Genomic DNA, 17,159 nt, shown 5'->3' on the forward strand with positions numbered 1-17,159 from the left:
ACCGACGCCCCCACCTCCCCCACCCCCGCGTAGGCGTCGTCATCATCACCCGCAACCGCCGCCCCCGCCTCCTCCGCACCCTCCGCCACCTCACCGAACTCCCCGAGCACCCCCCGATCGTCGTCGTCGACAACGGCTCCCGCGACGGCACCCCCGCCGCCGTGCGCGACCTGCACCCGGGCGTCCGTCTCCTGGAGACGGGCCGCAACCTCGGCGCCGTGGGCCGCAACGTCGGCGCGGCAGTCCTGGACACGCCCTACGTCGCGTTCGCCGACGACGACTCCTGGTGGGAGCCCGGCTCCCTCGCCGCGGCGGCCGAGTTGTTCGACGCCCACGCGCGGCTCGCGTTGATCGCCGCCACCACCCGGGTGGGCGCCGAAGGCCGTCCCGATCCCATCAACCGCGTCCTCGCGGCCTCCCCTCTGGGCCGGGCGCCCGATCTGCCCGGTCCGTCCATCCTCGGCTTCCTCGCCTGCTCGGCCGTCGTACGGCGGGAGCCCTTCCTCGAAGCGGGCGGTTTCGACCCGCTGCTGCACTTCTTGGGCGAAGAGACCCTGCTCGCCCTCGAACTGGCCCGGCGGGGCTGGGGGCTGGTCCACTGCCCGGCCCTCGTCGCCCGGCACTGTCCCGACCCGGCACCGCGTTCCGGCCGGCCCGCCCGGGCGCGGCGCAACGAGCTGCTGACGGCCTGGCTGGTCCGTCCCCTGCCGTACGCCCTGTCCCGCACCTGGTCGCTGGTGCGGGACTGCCCCGGCGACCGGGAGGCCCGGCGCGCGCTGGCCGGGGTCCTCCGCCGGCTCCCCACCGCCCTGGCACGCCGGCGCCCCCTGCCGCCGGCCGTGGAACGCGGTGCACGACTCGTCGATTCCGCTCCCCGGCCCGCACCGGAAGTGGCTCCCGCCGCCCCGCGCCCGGCCCCCGGAGCGGGCCGCCGCCCGTCACGGCCCGCCGCGCGAGGGAGGAGGAGCCGTGACCGGTCCCCGCACCGACCTCGTAGCCCGCCGCCGACCGGTGGAGGCGCCCCGACGGGCCTCCTGCACCCGACGGGCCTCCCCCGCCCGCCGCTCCAACGGCCGCCCTACCCCTGGCTCTTCCCCTTCGTGACCGCGTCCGCTATGCGGAGGGTCATCTTCATCTGGGTCTGGTCGCGGTGCGTGGGGTTGAAGGAGTACACGACGCGCCGCTGCTGGTCGCGGGTGGCCACCATGGCCGAGTTGTAGCCGTACCGCTCGCCGGTCTTGCCCCAGAGCGTCACCCCGTTCACCGTGACCGTCTGCAGTCCGGTGCTGTAGCGGGCCGGGCTGCCGTCCACCATGCGCACGTTGGAGGGCGGCAGCGTGAACATCTTCTCCAACTGGGCCGCGGGCAGCAGCCGGCCGGAGAAGAGCGCGGAGATGAAGCGGTCCAGGTCCCCGGTCGTGGAGATCATCTCTCCCTCGCCCCAGGCTTCCGTCTGGTCGTAGACCGTGGCGTCCCGGAGAGTGCCGTCGGACATCGCCAAGTAGCCGTGCACGTGCGGCCCGTGGATCGTGGGGTCACTGCCGGGCACGGACGTCCGGGTGAGGTGGAGGGGTCGGATGATCCGCTTGCCTATCTCCTCCCCGTAGGCGTGCCCGGTCACCTTCTCGACCACCATGGCGGCCAGCACGTAATTGATGCCCCGGTATTCCTGCTTGGTCCCCGGCTCGAATTTCATCGGTCCATGGCTCACCAGCGACACCATGTCCCGCGGCGTCCACCGGTCGTAGCGGTGTTCCAGGACCTTCTCGGGGGTGGAGAGGTCCGGGGTGCCGCTCTCCGACGGCAGGCCGCTGGTGTGGTTCAGCAGCTGGGTGATCGTGATCGGAGGGAAGCCGGCGGGCAGGACGCCCGGCAGGTAGCGCTGGACGGGGGCGTCAAGGTCCACCTTGTGCTCCGCGGCCAGTTGCAGCACCACGGTGGCGACGAACACCTTGGTGATGCTGCCGATCCGGAACGCGTCGTCCTGCCGGACGGGACGCTTCGTCCGGAGGTCCGCGACGCCCGACGTGCCGTACCAGCGCCCGGCCGAACCGTCGACTCTCACCTGCGCGGCCGTGGCCTGCGGGTCGCCGAGGTTCGCGATGGCGGCGCGGAGGGCCTGGGTGTCCAGCGGCGGCACCGCCTGCCCCCGGGCGGGGGCGAGGGCCGCGGCGGCTCCCGTGTCGGCCACGGCCAGGGCGGCCGGCGCCCCCACGGTCAGGAACAGCGAACCGGCCAGCGCGGCCCCGGCGAGGGCCCGTCGGCGGCGCCGGGAAGCGGGGGGCACGGTCCCGCCCGTAGCAGACGGAGTGGACGTCGAAGAAGAATTCATGTGCCCCATGCTTCTCCGCCGGCACCGCCCCGGCATCCGGGCCTTCCCCACTTCGTCCCTGACCCCACCCTGAGAAAAGCCGACGCCCCCTCAGGGTCGCACCCCGAGGAGGCCCCCGCCCCGCACACCGCGGCTCAGTGCACCGAGAACCCGCCGTCCACGAACACCGACTGCCCCGTCACGTACGCCGAGGCCCGGCTCGCCAGGAAGACCACCGCCCCCGCGAAGTCCTCGGCGAGCCCGTTGCGTCCGGCGAGGGTGCGGCCGGCGAGCGCGGCGACCTTCTCCGGGTCGGAGGAGAGGCGTTCGTTCAGCGGGGTCATGACGAAGCCGGGGACGAGGGTGTTGCAGGTGACGCCGTACGGCGACCACGCCTCGGCCTGGGAGCGGGCGAGGGATTCCAGGGCGCCCTTGGAGACGCCGTAGGCACCGCTCTGCACGAACGCCCGGTGCGCCTGCTGTGAGGTGACGTGGATGATCCGCCCGTACCCGCGCTCGGCCATGCCGGGCCCGAACCGCTGCCCGAGCAGGAACGGGGCCTCCAGGTTGACGGCCAGGGTGGTGTCCCACACGTCCTCCCCCAGTTCGCCCATCGGCGGCCGCAGGTTGACGCCCGCGCTGTTGACGAGGATGTCGGGCTCGCCGAACGCCCGGACGGCCTCCTCGGCGGCGGCGCGGACGCCGTCCCGGGTGCCGAGGTCGGCGCTGACCCGCGCCGCCCGGCCCCCGTGGGCCGCCATCTCGCGGACGGTGTCGTCGAGTTCGGCCTCCCTGCGGGCCACCACGACGACGCTCGCCCCGGCCCGGGCGAGGGCCACCGCCATGGCCCGGCCGATGCCGGAGCTGCCGCCCGTGACGACGGCGACCCGCCCGTGCAGCGAGAACAGTTCGGAGAGGTAGTCGGTTGCGCTCATGGGGCGCACCCTAGGGTGCACCCCATCAGTCACACCAACCTCAATCGCCTCACCGATATCCGGGAGGCGCCTCCGACTCGGCGTGGGCGACCGCGCGGCGCCGCGCCGGACTGCGGCCCGCGGGCTGTTCCGGCGCGGGCCGGACGGGCAGCTGCGGCACCTCGCGGGACTCCGACGCGGCGGGAGTGACCGTCAGCTTCTCCCCGCAGTGCCGGATGTCCAGGGCCTCCCCTTCGAGGAGGGTGTACGTGGCCGTGGTGCCCGTGATCTCCACCCGCAGCCTGCGCCCCCTGACCTGGAGGGTGAAGGCGAGCCTGCCGAGCTGTTCGGGCAGCCGGGGCGCGAAGGCGAGCGCGTCGCCCTGGTCGCGCATCCCGCCGAACCCCATGACCAGGGCGAACCAGGTGCCCGCGAGGGAGGCGATGTGTATCCCGTCGCGGGTGTTCCCCTCCAGGTCGGAGAGGTCCATCATGGCCGCCTCGCCCAGGTAGTCGTAGGCGAGCCGCATGTGCCCCACCTCGGCGGCCATGACCGCCTGCCCGCAGGCGGAGAGCGAGGAGTCGCGGACGGTCAGCGCCTCGTAGTAGGCGAAGTTGCGCGCCTTCTGCTCGGGGGTGAAGGCGTCACCGCGCAGGCACATGGCGAGGACGAGGTCCGCCTGTTTGACGACCTGCTTGCGGTAGAGGTCGAAGTAGGGGAAGTGCAGCATCAGCGGGTACTGGTCCTCGTCCGTGTGCGCGAAGTCCCACATCTGGTGGCCGGTGAACCCCGCCGACTGTTCGTGGACGCCCAGGTCCTCGTTGTACGGCAGGGTCATCCGGTGGGCGGCGTCGCGCCAGGCGGCGGTCTCCTCGTCGTCGACACCGAGGGTACCGGCCGCGTCGGGGTGGCGTTCGGCCGCCGCGGCGGCGGCACGCAGGTTCTGTTGCGCCATCAGATTGGTGTAGAGGTTGTCGTCGCAGACGGCGCTGTACTCGTCGGGTCCGGTCACCCCGTCGATGTGGAAGTCGCCGTGGTGGTCGTGGTGGCCCAGCGACCGCCAGAGCCGGGCGGTCTCGACGAGCAGCGGCAGCCCGATCTCCCGCTCGAAGTCCTCGTCGTCGGTGGCGGACACGTACCGCACCACCGCGTCCGAGATGTCGGCGTTGACGTGGAACGCGGCCGTGCCGGCCGGCCAGTAGGCCGAGCACTCGTCGCCGTTGATGGTCCGCCAGGGGAACGCGGCGCCGCGCAGCCCCAGTTGGCGGGCGCGCTCCTGGGCGGCGGGCATGGTGCTGTGGCGCCAGCGCAGCGCCTGTTCGACGGCCTGGGGGGCGGTGTAGGTGAGCGCCGGGAGGACGAAGGACTCGGTGTCCCAGAAGCAGTGGCCGTCGTAGCCGGGCCCGGTGAGGCCCTTGGCGGGCAGGGCGCGGGCCTCGCCGCGGGCGCCCGCCTGGAGGACGTGGAAGAGGGCGAAGCGGACGGCCTGCTGGATCTCGGCGTCCCCGTCCACCTCGACGTCGGCGCGGGCCCAGAAGTGGTCGAGGTAGGCGCGCTGTTCCTGGAGCAGCCCGCGCCAGCCGGTGCTGGTGGCGCCGGCGAGCGCGGCGTCCACCTGGTCGTGCAGGGCGGAGACGGAGCGGACGGCCGACCAGCCGTGGGAGACGAACTTCTCCACCCGCAGCCGCTGTCCCGAGCCGAGCCGCGCGGCCACGGTGAGCCGGCTGAGGTTCTCGCTGCTCTCCGACGACACCTCGGTCTTCTCGGGCCCGTCGACGACGTGGTCCGCGGAGACGGCGATCTTCAGGTCGCTGCGGGCGGTGCGGTGGAGCAGCCGCAGCCGTGAGCCGTGGGCGGCGGCCTGCTCCGGGACGAGCGGATCCTTGAGGTGGGAGGCCGTCCGCGGGTCGCCGCCCAGGTCGGGCATCTCCTCGTTGGCCACCAGCTCCGACTGGACGACGATCCGCACCTCGCCGTCGAGGGGTTCCACCTCGAACGCCACGGCCGCCACCGCGCGCTGGGTGAAGGAGACCAGCCGGGTGGAGCGGACGCGGACGCTCCGGCCGCTGGGCGACGTCCACTCGGCGGTGCGGTGCAGCAGGCCGGTGCGGAAGTCCAGCACCCGCTCGTGCCGGTGCAGCCGGCCGTAGCGGAGGTCGAACGGCTCGTCGTCGACGAGCAGCCGGATCACCTTGCCGTTGGTGACGTTGATGACCGTCTGGCCGGACTCCGGATAGCCGTAGCCGGCCTCGGCGTAGGGCAGCGGGCGGAACTCGAAGACGCCGTTGAGGTAGCTGCCGGGGAGACCGTGCGGCTCGCCCTCGTCCAGGTTGCCGCGCCAGCCGATGTGGCCGTTGGACAGCGCGAAGACCGACTCGCTCTGGGAGAGCACCCCCAGGTTGAGTTCGGTCTCGCGGAGGCACCAGGGTTCGACGAGAAAGGCCGGATGAGTGATCACGTTGTCTCCCCCAGAAGGTCGGAAAGGTCGTCCACGACGACGTCCGCGCCGTGTTGGCGCAGCGCCTCGGCCTGGTCGGCCCGGTTGACACCCACGACGTGGCCGAACTTCCCGGAGCGCCCGGCCTCCATGCCGGCCAGGGCGTCCTCGAAGACCGCGGCCTCATCCGGTGCGACGCCGAGCGCCTCGGCGGCGGCGAGGAAGGTGTCGGGGTGCGGTTTGCCCGGCAGGTGCCGTTCGGTGGCGACGAGCCCGTCGATCCGCACCTCGAACAGGTCCTCGATGCCCGCCGCGACGAGGACGTCGCGGCAGTTGGCGCTGGACGAGACGACGGCCCGGCGCAGCCCGGCGTCCCGGACGGCCTCGACGTACCGCACGGAGCCGGGGTAGGGCTGGACGCCCTCCTTCTTGATCTTCGCCAGGACCAGGGCGTTCTTGCGGTTGCCGAGCCCGTGCACGGTCTCCCGGTCCGGCGGGTCGTCGTCGTTCCCCTCGGGGAGGGTGATGTCGCGCGAGGCGAGGAAGGTCCGGACGCCATCGGCCCTGGGCATGCCGTCCACGTAGGCGTCGTAGTCGGCCACCGGGTCGAACGGCCGGAAGTCCGGCCCGTCGCGCTGGGCCAGGAAGGCGTCGAACATCTCCTTCCAGGCCGCGGCGTGGACGGTCGCCGTCCGGGTGAGGACGCCGTCCAGGTCGAACAGGCAGGCGCGGACGGTGGCGGGCAGGCCGAGAGCGGTCACGGTGTTTCCCCTTTCCCTGGTCGCGGCACCGCCTGCCCACGAAGGGGGCGAATCACTCGTTCGCCCGCTTGGGACGACGGGTTCGTCGGGGCGGTCCGGCCGGCCGGAGCGCCGTCGGCGCCCGGAGGAGCGGCTCTCGGCGGTCGCTCGCGGGGGCCGTACGCGCGCGTGAGCCCCCACCGGCGCGCGCGGCCGGCCGGCGCGGGCGCCCGTACACGCTCGTGCGGTCCTGCCGGCGCGCGCCCGTACACGCTCGGAGCTCCTCGCCGGTCCCACCCGCGCGCCCTGCGCCATCCGGCGGCACCGCCCGGCACCGGCGGCCCGCCTCTCGCCGCCGCCGCTGCGGATCGGTGACGCCGGCGCCGGCGCCGGCCGCCGCCGGTACGCATTCGGCCCGCCCGGCCGGGTACGCGGAGCCGGTACCGAGAAGATTCCGACATATCCCGCGCGCGCCCCGAGGGCCGAGCGCGGAGCGAGGAGGCACCATGACCCGGCCGGCACAGCAGCAGGAGGTTCCGGGCGTCGAGAAGGAGCTGCGGCCCCGGGCCGACCACGGCGAGGAGAGCTACCGGGGTTCGGGGCGGCTGAAGGACAAGGTGGCGGTGGTCACCGGCGGGGACAGCGGCATCGGCAAGGCCGTGGCCATCGCCTACGCCCGGGAGGGTGCCGACGTCCTGATCTCCTACCTGGACGAGGACGAGGACGCCCGGGACACCGCCCGCTGGGTGGAGGAGGCCGGGCGGCGCGCGGTGCTGGTCCCCGGCGACCTCGCCCGGCCGGAGCACTGCCGGGCGGTGATCGCCAAGGCCGTCGAGGAGTTCGGCCGGATCGACGTGCTGGTCTCCAACGCCGCGTTCCAAATGACCCACGGGACGCTGGAGGAGGTCACGGACGAGGAGTGGGACCGCACCCTGGCCACCAACCTCAGCGCCATGTTCCACCTGTGCAAGGCCGCGCTGCCGCACATGAGCGCCGGGGCCTCGATCATCGGCAGCAGCTCGGTCAACTCCGACATGCCCGTGCCGACGCTCCTGCCGTACGACGTCACCAAGGCGGGCGTCGCCAACCTCTGCGCCGCCCTCGCCCAGCTCGTCGGCGAGCGCGGCATCCGTGTCAACAGCGTGGCCCCGGGCCCGATCTGGACCCCACTGATCCCCTCCACCATGCCGCCCGAGCAGGTGGAGCACTTCGGCGAGCAGACCCCGCTGGGGCGCCCCGGGCAGCCCGCCGAGGTGGCGCCCGTCTACGTCCTGCTCGCCTCCGACGAGGGCAGCTACATCTCCGGCGCCCGCGTCGCGGTGACCGGCGGGAAGCCCATCCTGTGAGCGCGGCGCCCGGCGTCCCCTGGTACCCGCTGGAGCTGACGACGCCCGTCAGGCAGCACGTCTTCGGCGGCCGGGCCATCGCGGACCGGCTGGGCCGCACCGGGCTCCCGGCGGGCCGGGTCGCGGAGACCTGGGAGGTCAGCGACGTGGACGGGGACATCGCCCGGGTGACCGACGGGCCGCTGGCCGGGCGGACGTTGCGCGAGCTGCACCTGGAGCACCCGGACGAGCTCACCGGGCCGGGCCGGCGCGGCCCGCACTTCCCGCTGCTCACCAAGTTCATCGACGCCCACGGCGCGCTCCCCGTCCACCTGCACGCCGACGACCGCACCGCCCGGCGGCTGGAGAACCAGCCGCACGGCAAGACCGAGGCGTGGCACATCCTGCACGCCGCCCCGGGCGCCACCGCGTACGCCGGCGTGCGGGCGGGCGTCGGCCGGGACGAGCTGCGCCGGGCGCTGCTGCGGCAGGACTTCGACGCGGTGCTCCGCCGGCTCCCCGTCCGCGCCGGGGAGACGGTGTACGTGCCGGGCGGCACCGTGCACAGCTTCGGGCCCGGGACGCTCGTCTACGAGATCGAGCAGACCTCGGACGTCCAGCAGCACGCCATGCGCCACCGGATGGAGGACGGCTCTCCCCTCTCGGACGACGAGTGGCACACCAACGTCGAACGGCTGCTGGAGCAGTGGGATCCCGCGCCGCGGCCCCGGTGCCTGCCCGGCCTGGCACTGCCCGCCGCCCGGGGCGGAACGCGGACGCTGCTGACCGCGGGGCCGTACTTCGTGCTCGAACGCTGGACGGTCCCCGCCGGGGAAGCGCTGCGGCACTCCTTCACCGGCGCCCTCGTCGTCACCGTCCTCGACGGCCCGGCGGAACTGCGGTACGCCGGCGGCGCGTCGACCGTGGGCCGGGCCCGGACGGTCCTGCTGCCGGCGGCGCTCGGGGAGGTGGAACTGACCGGGCCCTGCTCGGCCCTCGTCGGCCGGCTGCCGGACGATCTCGACCGGGACGTCCGCGCGCCCCTGCGGGCGGCGGGCCACCCGCCGGAGGCGGTGGCCGCACTGGTGGCGTCCGGTCCGGACTCCGCTGCGGACTGAGGGGTTCCGGTCCGCTCCCGTACGCGCGCACGGCATCCGACACGCGGGCAGGAACGTGCCTGCGCCGCGCGGGCCGCGGAACGCGGTGCCATGGCCGGGTGGGGTACGGGATGGGAAAGGGGTGGTGCCGGATGTCCGTGCAGTTCGCGGGGCCCGGTCCGGTGCGGGTGCTGGAGGTCGAAAGCGCCGCCTACCGGCGGGCGTTCGAGCTCTTCCTGGCCGGGACGGACGAGAAGGACGACATCGAGGCGCGCCTGGTCGGCCTCGTCGAGGGGCTCGGGCGGCGCCGGGTGTTCCTGGACGTCGGCGCGGGCGAGGGGCGGACCACCGCCCGGCTGGCGCCGTACTTCGAGCGGACGGTCGCCGTCGAGCCCAGCGCGGCCATGCGGGAGGCGCTGCGTGCGGCGTGCCCCGGTGCCGTCGTGGTGGCGGAGCCCGTCGACCGCGCCGAGCCCGGCGTTGGAGCCGATCTGGTCCTCCTCTCGCACGTGCTGTACTACCTGCCCGAGGAGGAGTGGCCAGGCACCCTCGACCGGGTCTTCGGCTGGACGGCGCCCGGCGGCACGCTCCTCGTCCTGCTGCAGGATCCGGACAACGCGTGCATGCGCATGGTCCGGCACTTCACCGGCGCCCGGTTCGACCTGCGGGCCGCCGCCCGGCGGCTGGTGGAGCGGCAGGCGGGGCGGGTGGCCGACTGGTCCGTGGAGACGGTCGGGAACGCGTACCGGACGACCGATCCGCGCGAGGCCCTGGACACCGCCGAGTTCATGATCAATGTGCCCGGTCTGAGGAACCTCGATCCGCTTCCCTCCCGTGCCGGTCTCGCGGCCTACGTGGAGGAGCACTTCGCCCGGCCGGACGGCACGTACGCCATCGACCACGCCCATGACGTCGTGCGGATCCGCCGCGCGCCGGACCAGCCGGGCTGAGAACGGTCCCGTTTCGTCGGCGCAACCCCGCCCGACCTGGGTATACGGGCCTCGAACGACAAGCGGAACCCTGGGAAGGGGCGATGGCGGCATGCGGAGCGTCGGAGTGGAAGAGGAGCTCCTCCTGGTGGATCCGGGCAGCGGGGAACCGCGGGCCGTGGCCGGGACGGTGCTGGCACTGGAGGGCCTGGCCCGGGGAGACGATCCGGAGCTGGAGAAGGAGCTCCAACGGGAGCAGTTGGAGACGGCCACCCGGCCGACGGCGGACATGACGGACCTGGCCGCGGAGGTTCGGCGGCGGCGTGCCACGGCGATCGAGCGGGCGGGGGCCGCCGGCGCCGCGGTGGCGGCCCTGGCCACCTCGCCGCTGCCGGTGGCCCCGTCGCTGAGCGCGGGCCGGCGCTACCGCCAGGTGGCCGAGGAGTTCGGTCTCACGGCTCAGGAGCAGCTCACCTGCGGGTGCCATGTGCATGTGAGTGTCGAGTCGGACGAGGAGGGGGTGGCGGTCCTGGACCGGATCCGCCCCTGGCTGGCCCCCTTGCTCGCGCTCAGCGCCAACTCCCCGTTCTGGCAGGGCCACGACAGCGGCTACAGCAGTTACCGGAGTCAGGTGTGGGGCCGCTGGCCGTCGGCCGGGCCGGTGGAGGTGTTCGGCGGTCCGGAGCGGTACCACGCCCACGTACGGCAGTTGCTCGACACGCGGACGCTGCTCGACAAGGGCATGATCTATTTCGACGCGCGGCTGTCGCGGAACTACCCCACCGTGGAGATCCGGGTGTCCGACGTCTGCCTGGACCCGGACGACACGGTCCTGGTGGCGGCGCTGGCCCGGGGCCTGGTGGACACGGCGGCCCGTGACTGGCGGGCCGGCCGGCCGCCGGAGCCGGTCTCCGTGGGGCTGCTGCGGCTGGCGTCCTGGCGGGCCGCGAAGTCCGGTGTCACGGAGGGGCTGGTGCACCCGCTGGAATTGACGCCGGCCCCGGCGGAGACGGTGGTACGGGCGCTGGTCGACCACGTCCGCGACGCGCTCTCGGACTCCGGCGACCTGGACCTGGTGGAGGAGTCGGTGGCCCGGCTGTTCGCCCGGGGCGGCGGCGCGGCCCTCCAGCGCGCGGCCCTGGCCCGCACGGGCGAGCTGCCGGCGGTCGTCAAGGAGGCGGTGGAGCGCACGGCGTCCTGAGAGCCGACCCTCGCCGATGACCTTTGTTTCATTGCAAGGAAGTGAACCCTTCCTTTCATAACCAGGCCATTCCGGGTTTCGCTCCTACGATCTCCAGCGACCCGCCGGTGATCGTCTTCCGAACCGGCCCCGCATCGGCACCACCCGGAATGAGCCCTCATGAAACACGCACTCCGCCGCGCCGCGGCGACGTCCGTCGCGGCCGCCCTCACCGCCCTGCTGTCGGCCTGCGGGACGTCCGGCTCGTCCGCCGACGGACAGGTGCGGATCGGGGTGAACGGGTCCGACCCGGAGTGGGACGTGCTCGCCGAGGAGGCCGAGAAGGGGGGCATCCACGTCAAGATCGTCAACTTCGACGACTACCAGCTGCCCAACCGGGCCCTGGCCGACGGCGACATCGAGCTCAACGCCTTCCAGCACCTGGCCTTCCTCGGCAAGTTCAACCGGCAGAACGGCACCGCCATCGTGCCGCTCGCCTCCACCTCCGTCGCCCCCATGGGCCTGTACTCGCTCAAGCACACATCGGTGGACGACATCCCCGACGGCGCCCGGATCGCGATCCCCAACGACCCGTCGAACCAGGGCCGGGCGCTGCTCGTGCTCCGTGCGGCCAAGCTGATCGGACTCAAGGAGAAGGCCGGCATCTACGGCACGCCGGACGACGTCACCGACAACCCCAAGCACCTGAAGCTCACCCCGGTCGACGCGCAGCAGACGCCGCGCGCCCTCAAGGACACCGCGGCCTCCGTCATCAACGCCGGCGTCGCGGAACAGGCCGGCTACGGCGTCGGTCAGGCCGTCTTCCGGGACGACCCGGAGAGCCCCGCCACCCGCCCGTACGTCAACGTCATCGCGGCGCGGGCGAAGGACAAGGGCGACGCGACGCTGCGCAAGGTCGTCCGCATCTACCGGTCGGCCAAGGTCCAGGCGGCCGTGCGGAAGTCCGGCAAGGGCGCGCGGTACGTGGTGGACATCCCGCCCGCCACGCTGGAGAAGGAGCTCGACCGCCTCTCCGGGCAGGGGAGCTGACGGCCGTGATCGAACTGCGGGACGTCCGCAAGACCTATCCCGGCAAGCACGGCACGGAGTTCACCGCGGTCGACGGGGTGTCCCTGACCGTCGCCGAAGGCACCGTCCTGGGCGTCGTCGGGCACAGCGGCGCCGGGAAGAGCACCCTGCTGCGGCTCGTCAACCACCTCGAAGTCCCCACCGCGGGGCGGGTGCTGGTCGGCGGCCGGGACCTCACGGCGCTCGACGAGCGGGGGCGCCGGGCCGTCCGGCGGTCCATCGGGATGGTCTTCCAGCACGTCAACCTGTTCCGCTCGCGCACGGTCCTCGGCAATGTCGCCTATCCGCTGCGGCTGGCCGGCACGCCGCGCGCCGAGGCCCGTCGGCGGGCCCTGGAGGTGCTGCGCTTCGTCGGCCTGGAGGACCGGGCCCGGCACTGGCCGGAGCAGCTGTCGGGCGGCCAGCGGCAGCGCGTCGGCGTCGCCCGCGCCCTGGCCACGTCGCCGAAGGTGCTGCTGTGCGACGAGGCGACCTCGGCCCTGGACCCGCAGACCACCCGGGAGGTGCTGGAGCTGCTGCGGCGCGTCAACGCCGAACTGGGCATCACCATCGTCCTCATCACGCATGAGATGGACGTGGTCCGGTTCCTGTGCGACCGGGTGGCCGTGATGTCGGAGGGCCGGGTCGTCGAGAGCGGCGAGGTGTACGAGGTGTTCGCCCGGCCGCGGCACCCCGTCACCAAGGTGTTCGTCCGCTCCGCGCTCGGGGACCCGCCCGAGGGCGAGGCGCTGGAACGGCTGCGCGGCCGGCACGCCGGGCGGCTGGTCACCGTCCCGGTGACGCGGGACGCGCCGGGCGCGGCGCACCTGTCGCGGCTGCTGCGCGAGCACCGGGTGGACTTCACGATCGCCCACGCGGGCGTCGGCGAGGTCCGCGACGCCGCGCTCGGCAGTGTGACGCTCGAACTGCGCGGCGAGGAAGGGGACGTGGACGCGTTCGTGGCGGCGCTGGACGCCGTCCGGACCACGACGGAGGTGGGCGCCGATGCACGCTGACTGGAACGTCTTCTGGCCCAAGGTGGTCGACGCGACCGGCGAGACGGTCTACATGGTGCTGGTCACCCTGGCGCTGTCGGCGGTGCTCGGCATGACCGTCGGCCTCACCCTCTACGCCACGCGCAAGGGCGGGGTGCTGCCGAACCGGCTGGTCTTCGCCCTGCTCAACACGCTGGTGAACATCGTCCGCCCGGTGCCGTTCGTCATCGCCATCGTCGCGCTCTCCCCGGTGACGCGCGAGGTGGTGGGCACGATGATCGGGACGGACGCGGCGGTCTTCCCGATGGTCGTCGTGGCCACGTTCGGCGTCGCCCGGATCGTCGAGACGAACCTGCTGTCCGTCGAGTCCGGGGTGATCGAGGCCGCCCGGTCGATGGGCGCGGGCCCGCTGCGGATCCTCCTCACCGTGCTGGTGCCCGAGGCCCTGGGGCCGCTCGTCCTCGGCTTCACGTTCATGCTCGTCGCGCTGATCGACTTCTCGGCGGTGGCCGGGACGGTGGGCGGCGGCGGAGTGGGCAACCTGGCCATGACGTACGGCTACCTGCGGTTCGACACGTCGGTGATGGTCGTGGCGGTAGCGGTGCTGATCGTCCTCGTCCAGGTGGCTCAGCTGCTGGGGAACGTGCTGGCCCGCAAGGTGCTCCGCCGCTGATGGCGGTGGCGGTGGCGGTGCTGATCGTCCTCGTCCGGGTCGCTCAGCCGCTGGGGAACGCGCCGGCCCGCAAGGTGCTCCGCCGCTGATCCCCCGCCGCTTGCGCGGGCGCCGGGCCCCGGCCGAGACTGAAGGGGAACGGGAGGCGGGAGGTATACGCCGGTGACCGTGACCGTGGCCCTGGCCGGGGACACCATGCTGGGACGCGGCGTCGCCGAACGACTGGCGGCGGCGCCCGCGCCGGACACCCTGGTCTCCCCCGGAGTGCGGGAGGCCCTGGCCGAGGCCGACCTCTTCGTCCTCAACCTGGAGTGCTGCGTCTCCGCGCGCGGAGAACCGTGGCCGGCCCCCGGCAAGCCCTTCTTCTTCCGCGCCCCGCCGGTGGCCGCGCGGGTCCTCGCCCGCCTCGGCGTCGACTGCGTGAACCTGGCCAACAACCACGCCCTCGACTACGGCGCCGAAGCGCTCGCGGACACGCTGCGCCTGCTGGGCGAGGCCGGGATCGCGGTGGTCGGGGCGGGCGCCGACGCGGCCGGTGCCCGGGCGGCCGCCCTGCTGGAGGCGCGCGGCCTGCGGCTCGCGGTGCTCGGCGCCACCGACCACCCGGAGGACTTCGCCGTCGCCCCCGGCCGTCCCGGCGTCGCCTGGGCCGACCTCCACCACGGTCTGCCCGACTGGCTCCACGACGCGGTGGCGGCCGCCGCCGGGGACGCCGACGCGGTGCTCGTCACCCCGCACTGGGGCCCCAACATGACCTCCGCCCCGCCCGGCTACGTCCGCGAGGCCGCCACCCGCCTGCACACGGCGGGCGCGACCCTCGTCGCCGGCCACTCGGCCCACGTCTTCCACGGCGCCGGCCGGCGGACCCTGTTCGACATGGGCGACTTCGTCGACGACTACGCCGTGGACCCCGTCCTCCGCAACGACCTCGGCCTCCTCTTCCTCGTCACCTTCGAGGGCCCCGCCCCGACCCGCCTGGAGGCCGTCCCCCTCCAACTCGGCTACGGCCACACGGAACTCGCCTCGGAGGGCGGCCGCGCCCGGATCGGCCACCGCTTCGCCCGGGCGTCGGCGGACCTGGGGACGACGGTGGCCGTCGGGGAGGGCGGAAGACTGACGGCGGACTGGCGGGAGCCATTCAGCCCGTCCGGGGTACCCCTCTGGGGGAGTTTGAGGACTGGGGGCACCCCCTCCGGGGGAGCGCGCAGCGTGCTTGGGGGTGCGGGGGCGCAGCCCCCGCAGGAAACGGTGAGAGGGCGGGGCTGGGGGCATACCTACCCCGCCGACGGAACCGCGGACCGGGCCCCCCGAACCGCTCCTCGAAGCGGCCGAAGGCCGCCTCCTGCTTCCACTCCACCGCCGCCTTCGCGCTCCCCGCCAGCAGAGCCGCACAGGCCGGCCGAGGCCGCCCCGCCCCGGCCCGGTCCTGGGCACAGGGCGCCGCGGGGACGAAGCCCCCGCGATCCCGCCACAGGCTCCGCCCGGGCAGGAACCCGTACTCCAGCGACGTCCGGGCGAGATCCTTGAGCGCCCGGTAGTCAAGCCGATGGGCGGTGACCGCCTGCTCGTACTCGGCAGTGATGTCACTCCGCTCCACCCCCGCGTCATCCGTCGCGAGAGCGACGGGCACCCCGTGCTCCCGGTAGAGCGCGAAAGGATGCCGACGCCCCGCCACCCCAGGATCTGGGCATTGCTGACCAGTGGGACCTCCACCAGAACCCGCCGCGCCGCCATCACCGCCAACAGCTCGCGCGAGGCGTCCTCCCACCCGATGTCCACCCCGTGCCCGATCCGCCGGGCGTGCCCGGTGAGCACGGCCTGCCGGATGTGCGACCGCAGGTCCTCCGGCCCGACCAGACCGGGCACCAGCTCCCCGGCGTGGAGGGTGACGGGCACCCGCGGGTACCAGGCGTGCAGCCGCTCCAGCATGCGCATGTGCAGCCCGTAATCCCGCAGCGCGACCGCGCCGTCCTCCGGCGAGACCAGGTTGACGGAGACGAACCACCGGTCGCGCCGGGCCAGTTCGAAGCCGAGGAGCAGCTCGGTGAAGACCTGCTCGGGGGCGGCGGAACGGTCGACCTGGGTGATGAACCGGATCTCCAGCCCGCAGCCGGGGCGGGGCCGCCGCGTCCCGCAGCGGGAGGCGGCGCGGAACTCGGCGGCGGCCCGGTCCATGGCGGCCCGGGCCCGGGCGACCAGCCGGCCGAGCCCGTCCCCGGCGAGCAGCCTGCCGCGCAGCCGGCCGAGGTCCGGGTCGAAGCCGGTGCGCGCGGCGAGCGCGGCCACCCCGGCGGTGGCGTGGGTGACCATGGTCTCCAGGTAGAACTGGTGCTGTGCGGCGGCCCGGTCGGCCACTTCGCTCAGCAGCCGGCCCATGTGCCCGATCTCCACCGGCTCGAACTTCTCGAAGGTGGCGAAGAAGTGGTCGTGCCCGGACTCCCGGCCGGGCCGGAAGTCCTGCATGGACCAGGCGCGGACGAGGCGCCGGTGGAACGCCCGGTCGGCGTGGACGTCGGCGGCCGGCCTGCCGCCCGCCGGGCAGGGCGGCGGCACGGCGCGCAGCCGCTCCCCCTCGATGCACAGCCCGTCCCGCGCGGCGAGGTCGACGAGCAGCTCGGTGCCGGCGGCGCCGCCGAGGTGGTTGTGCAGGTCGGCGCCCTTGGGGAGGGCGTGGAGGAAGGCGCGGAGGGCCCGCCGGTCGGTGCGGACGGCTTCCATGTAGGCGGCGGTGGCGGCCTCCGTCCCGGGGGCGCGGGGTTCCGCCGGTCGCGGCCCGGGGTGCCCCAGGCGGGCAGGACGGCGGCGCAGAGGACCGCGGCCAGGGCGCCGCGCAGCAGCGTACGTCGTGGGCTCACGGAACCTCCTGGCGACGGCCGTTGTCCGGGGTGACGACACTGGTCTACCGTCCGGCCACCGCCGTTCACCACGGCAACGCGACATCACACGCACAACGGACCCATTCCCCCTGCGCAGTTGACGCCCCGGATCCACGGCGTTCCACCCGAACGACGCGCCTCAGTAATGGGTCACGGCCCGGCACGGAACGGTCCGCTCCGTACAGCGGGGCGCTGCGCCGCGTACGGGAAGCGTCACGCCGTGCACCCGGACCGGTCGTGGACGGTCGCGCGGACGCCGGCGGCGGCAGAATGGAGGCGGGGACACCCGAGCGAGGAGTGAGCCATGGAGCACACGACCGAGTGGAGGATCCGGCTGGACCTCACCGAGGACGGCGGCACCACGAAGGCCCGCGCGGTCCTCGACACCGGCGCCACCACCGTCACGGGCCAGGGCGTCGCCCGGTGCGCGCCGGGCGACCAGGACGTCCCGGTGATCGGTGACGAGTTCGCCGCGGGCCGCGCCCTGCGCGAGCTCGGGGACCGGCTGATCGGCACGGCGGAGCGGGACGTGGCGACGCGCGGGGCGGGGCCGGAGCCGCGCCGGTCGCCGATGTACGGCTGGGAGCTCTGAGCGCCGGTGTATGGCCGCGAGG

General features: G+C 74.0%; 13 protein-coding genes and 3 pseudogenes. 10 read left to right on the forward strand and 6 right to left on the reverse strand.

Annotated elements, in window-relative coordinates; all coding sequences use genetic code 11:
• Nucleotides 1-23 precede the first annotated feature (23 nt).
• A pseudogene (locus ACQEVS_RS01830) lies at nt 24-869 on the forward strand (glycosyltransferase); the annotation flags it as partial.
• 209 nt (nt 870-1,078) lie between these two features.
• Here the strand turns inward: ACQEVS_RS01830 and ACQEVS_RS01835 are convergent.
• The 4 genes from ACQEVS_RS01835 to ACQEVS_RS01850 all read right to left on the reverse strand — a co-directional run bounded on the left by ACQEVS_RS01835 (nt 1,079) and on the right by ACQEVS_RS01850 (nt 6,423).
• Nucleotides 1,079-2,287 carry a serine hydrolase domain-containing protein gene (locus ACQEVS_RS01835; RefSeq protein ID WP_433014164.1) on the reverse strand — a complete coding sequence of 403 codons (1,209 nt, stop codon included), beginning with the start codon at nt 2,285-2,287 and terminating at the stop codon, nt 1,079-1,081.
• Between the two features lie 179 nt (nt 2,288-2,466).
• Nucleotides 2,467-3,246, reverse strand: a complete 780-nt coding sequence (locus tag ACQEVS_RS01840; RefSeq protein WP_433014167.1) for an SDR family NAD(P)-dependent oxidoreductase — start codon at nt 3,244-3,246, stop codon at nt 2,467-2,469.
• 49 nt (nt 3,247-3,295) lie between these two features.
• Nucleotides 3,296-5,683, reverse strand: coding sequence for a glycoside hydrolase family 65 protein (locus ACQEVS_RS01845; protein ID WP_433014170.1), 2,388 nt, complete (start codon nt 5,681-5,683; stop codon nt 3,296-3,298).
• Nucleotides 5,680-6,423, reverse strand: coding sequence for an HAD family hydrolase (locus ACQEVS_RS01850; protein ID WP_433014173.1), 744 nt, complete (start codon nt 6,421-6,423; stop codon nt 5,680-5,682). The genes ACQEVS_RS01845 and ACQEVS_RS01850 overlap by 4 nt, the downstream gene beginning before the upstream one ends.
• Before the next feature lie 485 nt (nt 6,424-6,908).
• Between ACQEVS_RS01850 and ACQEVS_RS01855 the strand changes: the two genes are divergently transcribed.
• From ACQEVS_RS01855 to ACQEVS_RS01890, 8 genes are all read left to right on the forward strand, one after another.
• Nucleotides 6,909-7,748 carry an SDR family oxidoreductase gene (locus ACQEVS_RS01855; protein WP_433014176.1) on the forward strand — a complete coding sequence of 280 codons (840 nt, stop codon included), beginning with the start codon at nt 6,909-6,911 and terminating at the stop codon, nt 7,746-7,748.
• Nucleotides 7,745-8,845 (forward strand): class I mannose-6-phosphate isomerase, encoded by a 1,101-nt coding sequence (locus ACQEVS_RS01860; protein WP_433014179.1) that lies wholly within the window; start codon nt 7,745-7,747, stop codon nt 8,843-8,845. The genes ACQEVS_RS01855 and ACQEVS_RS01860 overlap by 4 nt, the downstream gene beginning before the upstream one ends.
• 131 nt (nt 8,846-8,976) lie before the next feature.
• Nucleotides 8,977-9,774, forward strand: coding sequence for a class I SAM-dependent methyltransferase (locus ACQEVS_RS01865; protein ID WP_433014182.1), 798 nt, complete (start codon nt 8,977-8,979; stop codon nt 9,772-9,774).
• A gap of 91 nt (nt 9,775-9,865) precedes the next feature.
• On the forward strand, nt 9,866-10,954 hold the full coding sequence (locus tag ACQEVS_RS01870) for a glutamate--cysteine ligase (RefSeq protein WP_433014185.1): 1,089 nt from the start codon (nt 9,866-9,868) through the stop codon (nt 10,952-10,954).
• A gap of 159 nt (nt 10,955-11,113) precedes the next feature.
• A complete protein-coding gene (locus ACQEVS_RS01875; protein ID WP_433014188.1) occupies nt 11,114-11,983 on the forward strand; it encodes a MetQ/NlpA family ABC transporter substrate-binding protein in 870 nt (289 codons plus the stop codon).
• Nucleotides 11,984-11,988: 5 nt separating this feature from the next.
• Nucleotides 11,989-13,017: a methionine ABC transporter ATP-binding protein gene (locus ACQEVS_RS01880; protein ID WP_433014191.1), complete on the forward strand. Its 1,029-nt coding sequence runs from the start codon at nt 11,989-11,991 to the stop codon at nt 13,015-13,017.
• Nucleotides 13,007-13,669, forward strand: a complete 663-nt coding sequence (locus ACQEVS_RS01885) for a methionine ABC transporter permease (RefSeq protein WP_433014194.1) — start codon at nt 13,007-13,009, stop codon at nt 13,667-13,669. The genes ACQEVS_RS01880 and ACQEVS_RS01885 overlap by 11 nt, the downstream gene beginning before the upstream one ends.
• Nucleotides 13,670-13,831: 162 nt before the next feature.
• The gene (locus ACQEVS_RS01890; RefSeq protein ID WP_433014197.1) at nt 13,832-15,196 is read left to right on the forward strand and encodes a CapA family protein; all 1,365 of its coding nucleotides are present in this window, start codon (nt 13,832-13,834) and stop codon (nt 15,194-15,196) included.
• A 16-nt stretch (nt 15,197-15,212) separates the two neighbouring features.
• Here ACQEVS_RS01890 and ACQEVS_RS01895 read toward each other — a convergent pair.
• Nucleotides 15,213-15,437: pseudogene (locus ACQEVS_RS01895) on the reverse strand (hypothetical protein); the annotation flags it as partial.
• Nucleotides 15,401-16,609 (reverse strand): annotated as a pseudogene (locus tag ACQEVS_RS01900) (adenosine deaminase); the annotation flags it as partial. The pseudogenes ACQEVS_RS01895 and ACQEVS_RS01900, both read right to left, overlap by 37 nt.
• A gap of 240 nt (nt 16,610-16,849) precedes the next feature.
• Between ACQEVS_RS01900 and ACQEVS_RS01905 the strand changes: the two are divergent.
• Nucleotides 16,850-17,137, forward strand: a complete 288-nt coding sequence (locus ACQEVS_RS01905; RefSeq protein WP_185944736.1) for a DUF1876 domain-containing protein — start codon at nt 16,850-16,852, stop codon at nt 17,135-17,137.
• Nucleotides 17,138-17,159: the final 22 nt, after the last annotated feature.

Origin of the sequence: Streptomyces sp. CA-181903 (assembly GCF_050937075.1) — a bacterium.
GTDB lineage: Bacteria > Actinomycetota > Actinomycetes > Streptomycetales > Streptomycetaceae > Streptomyces.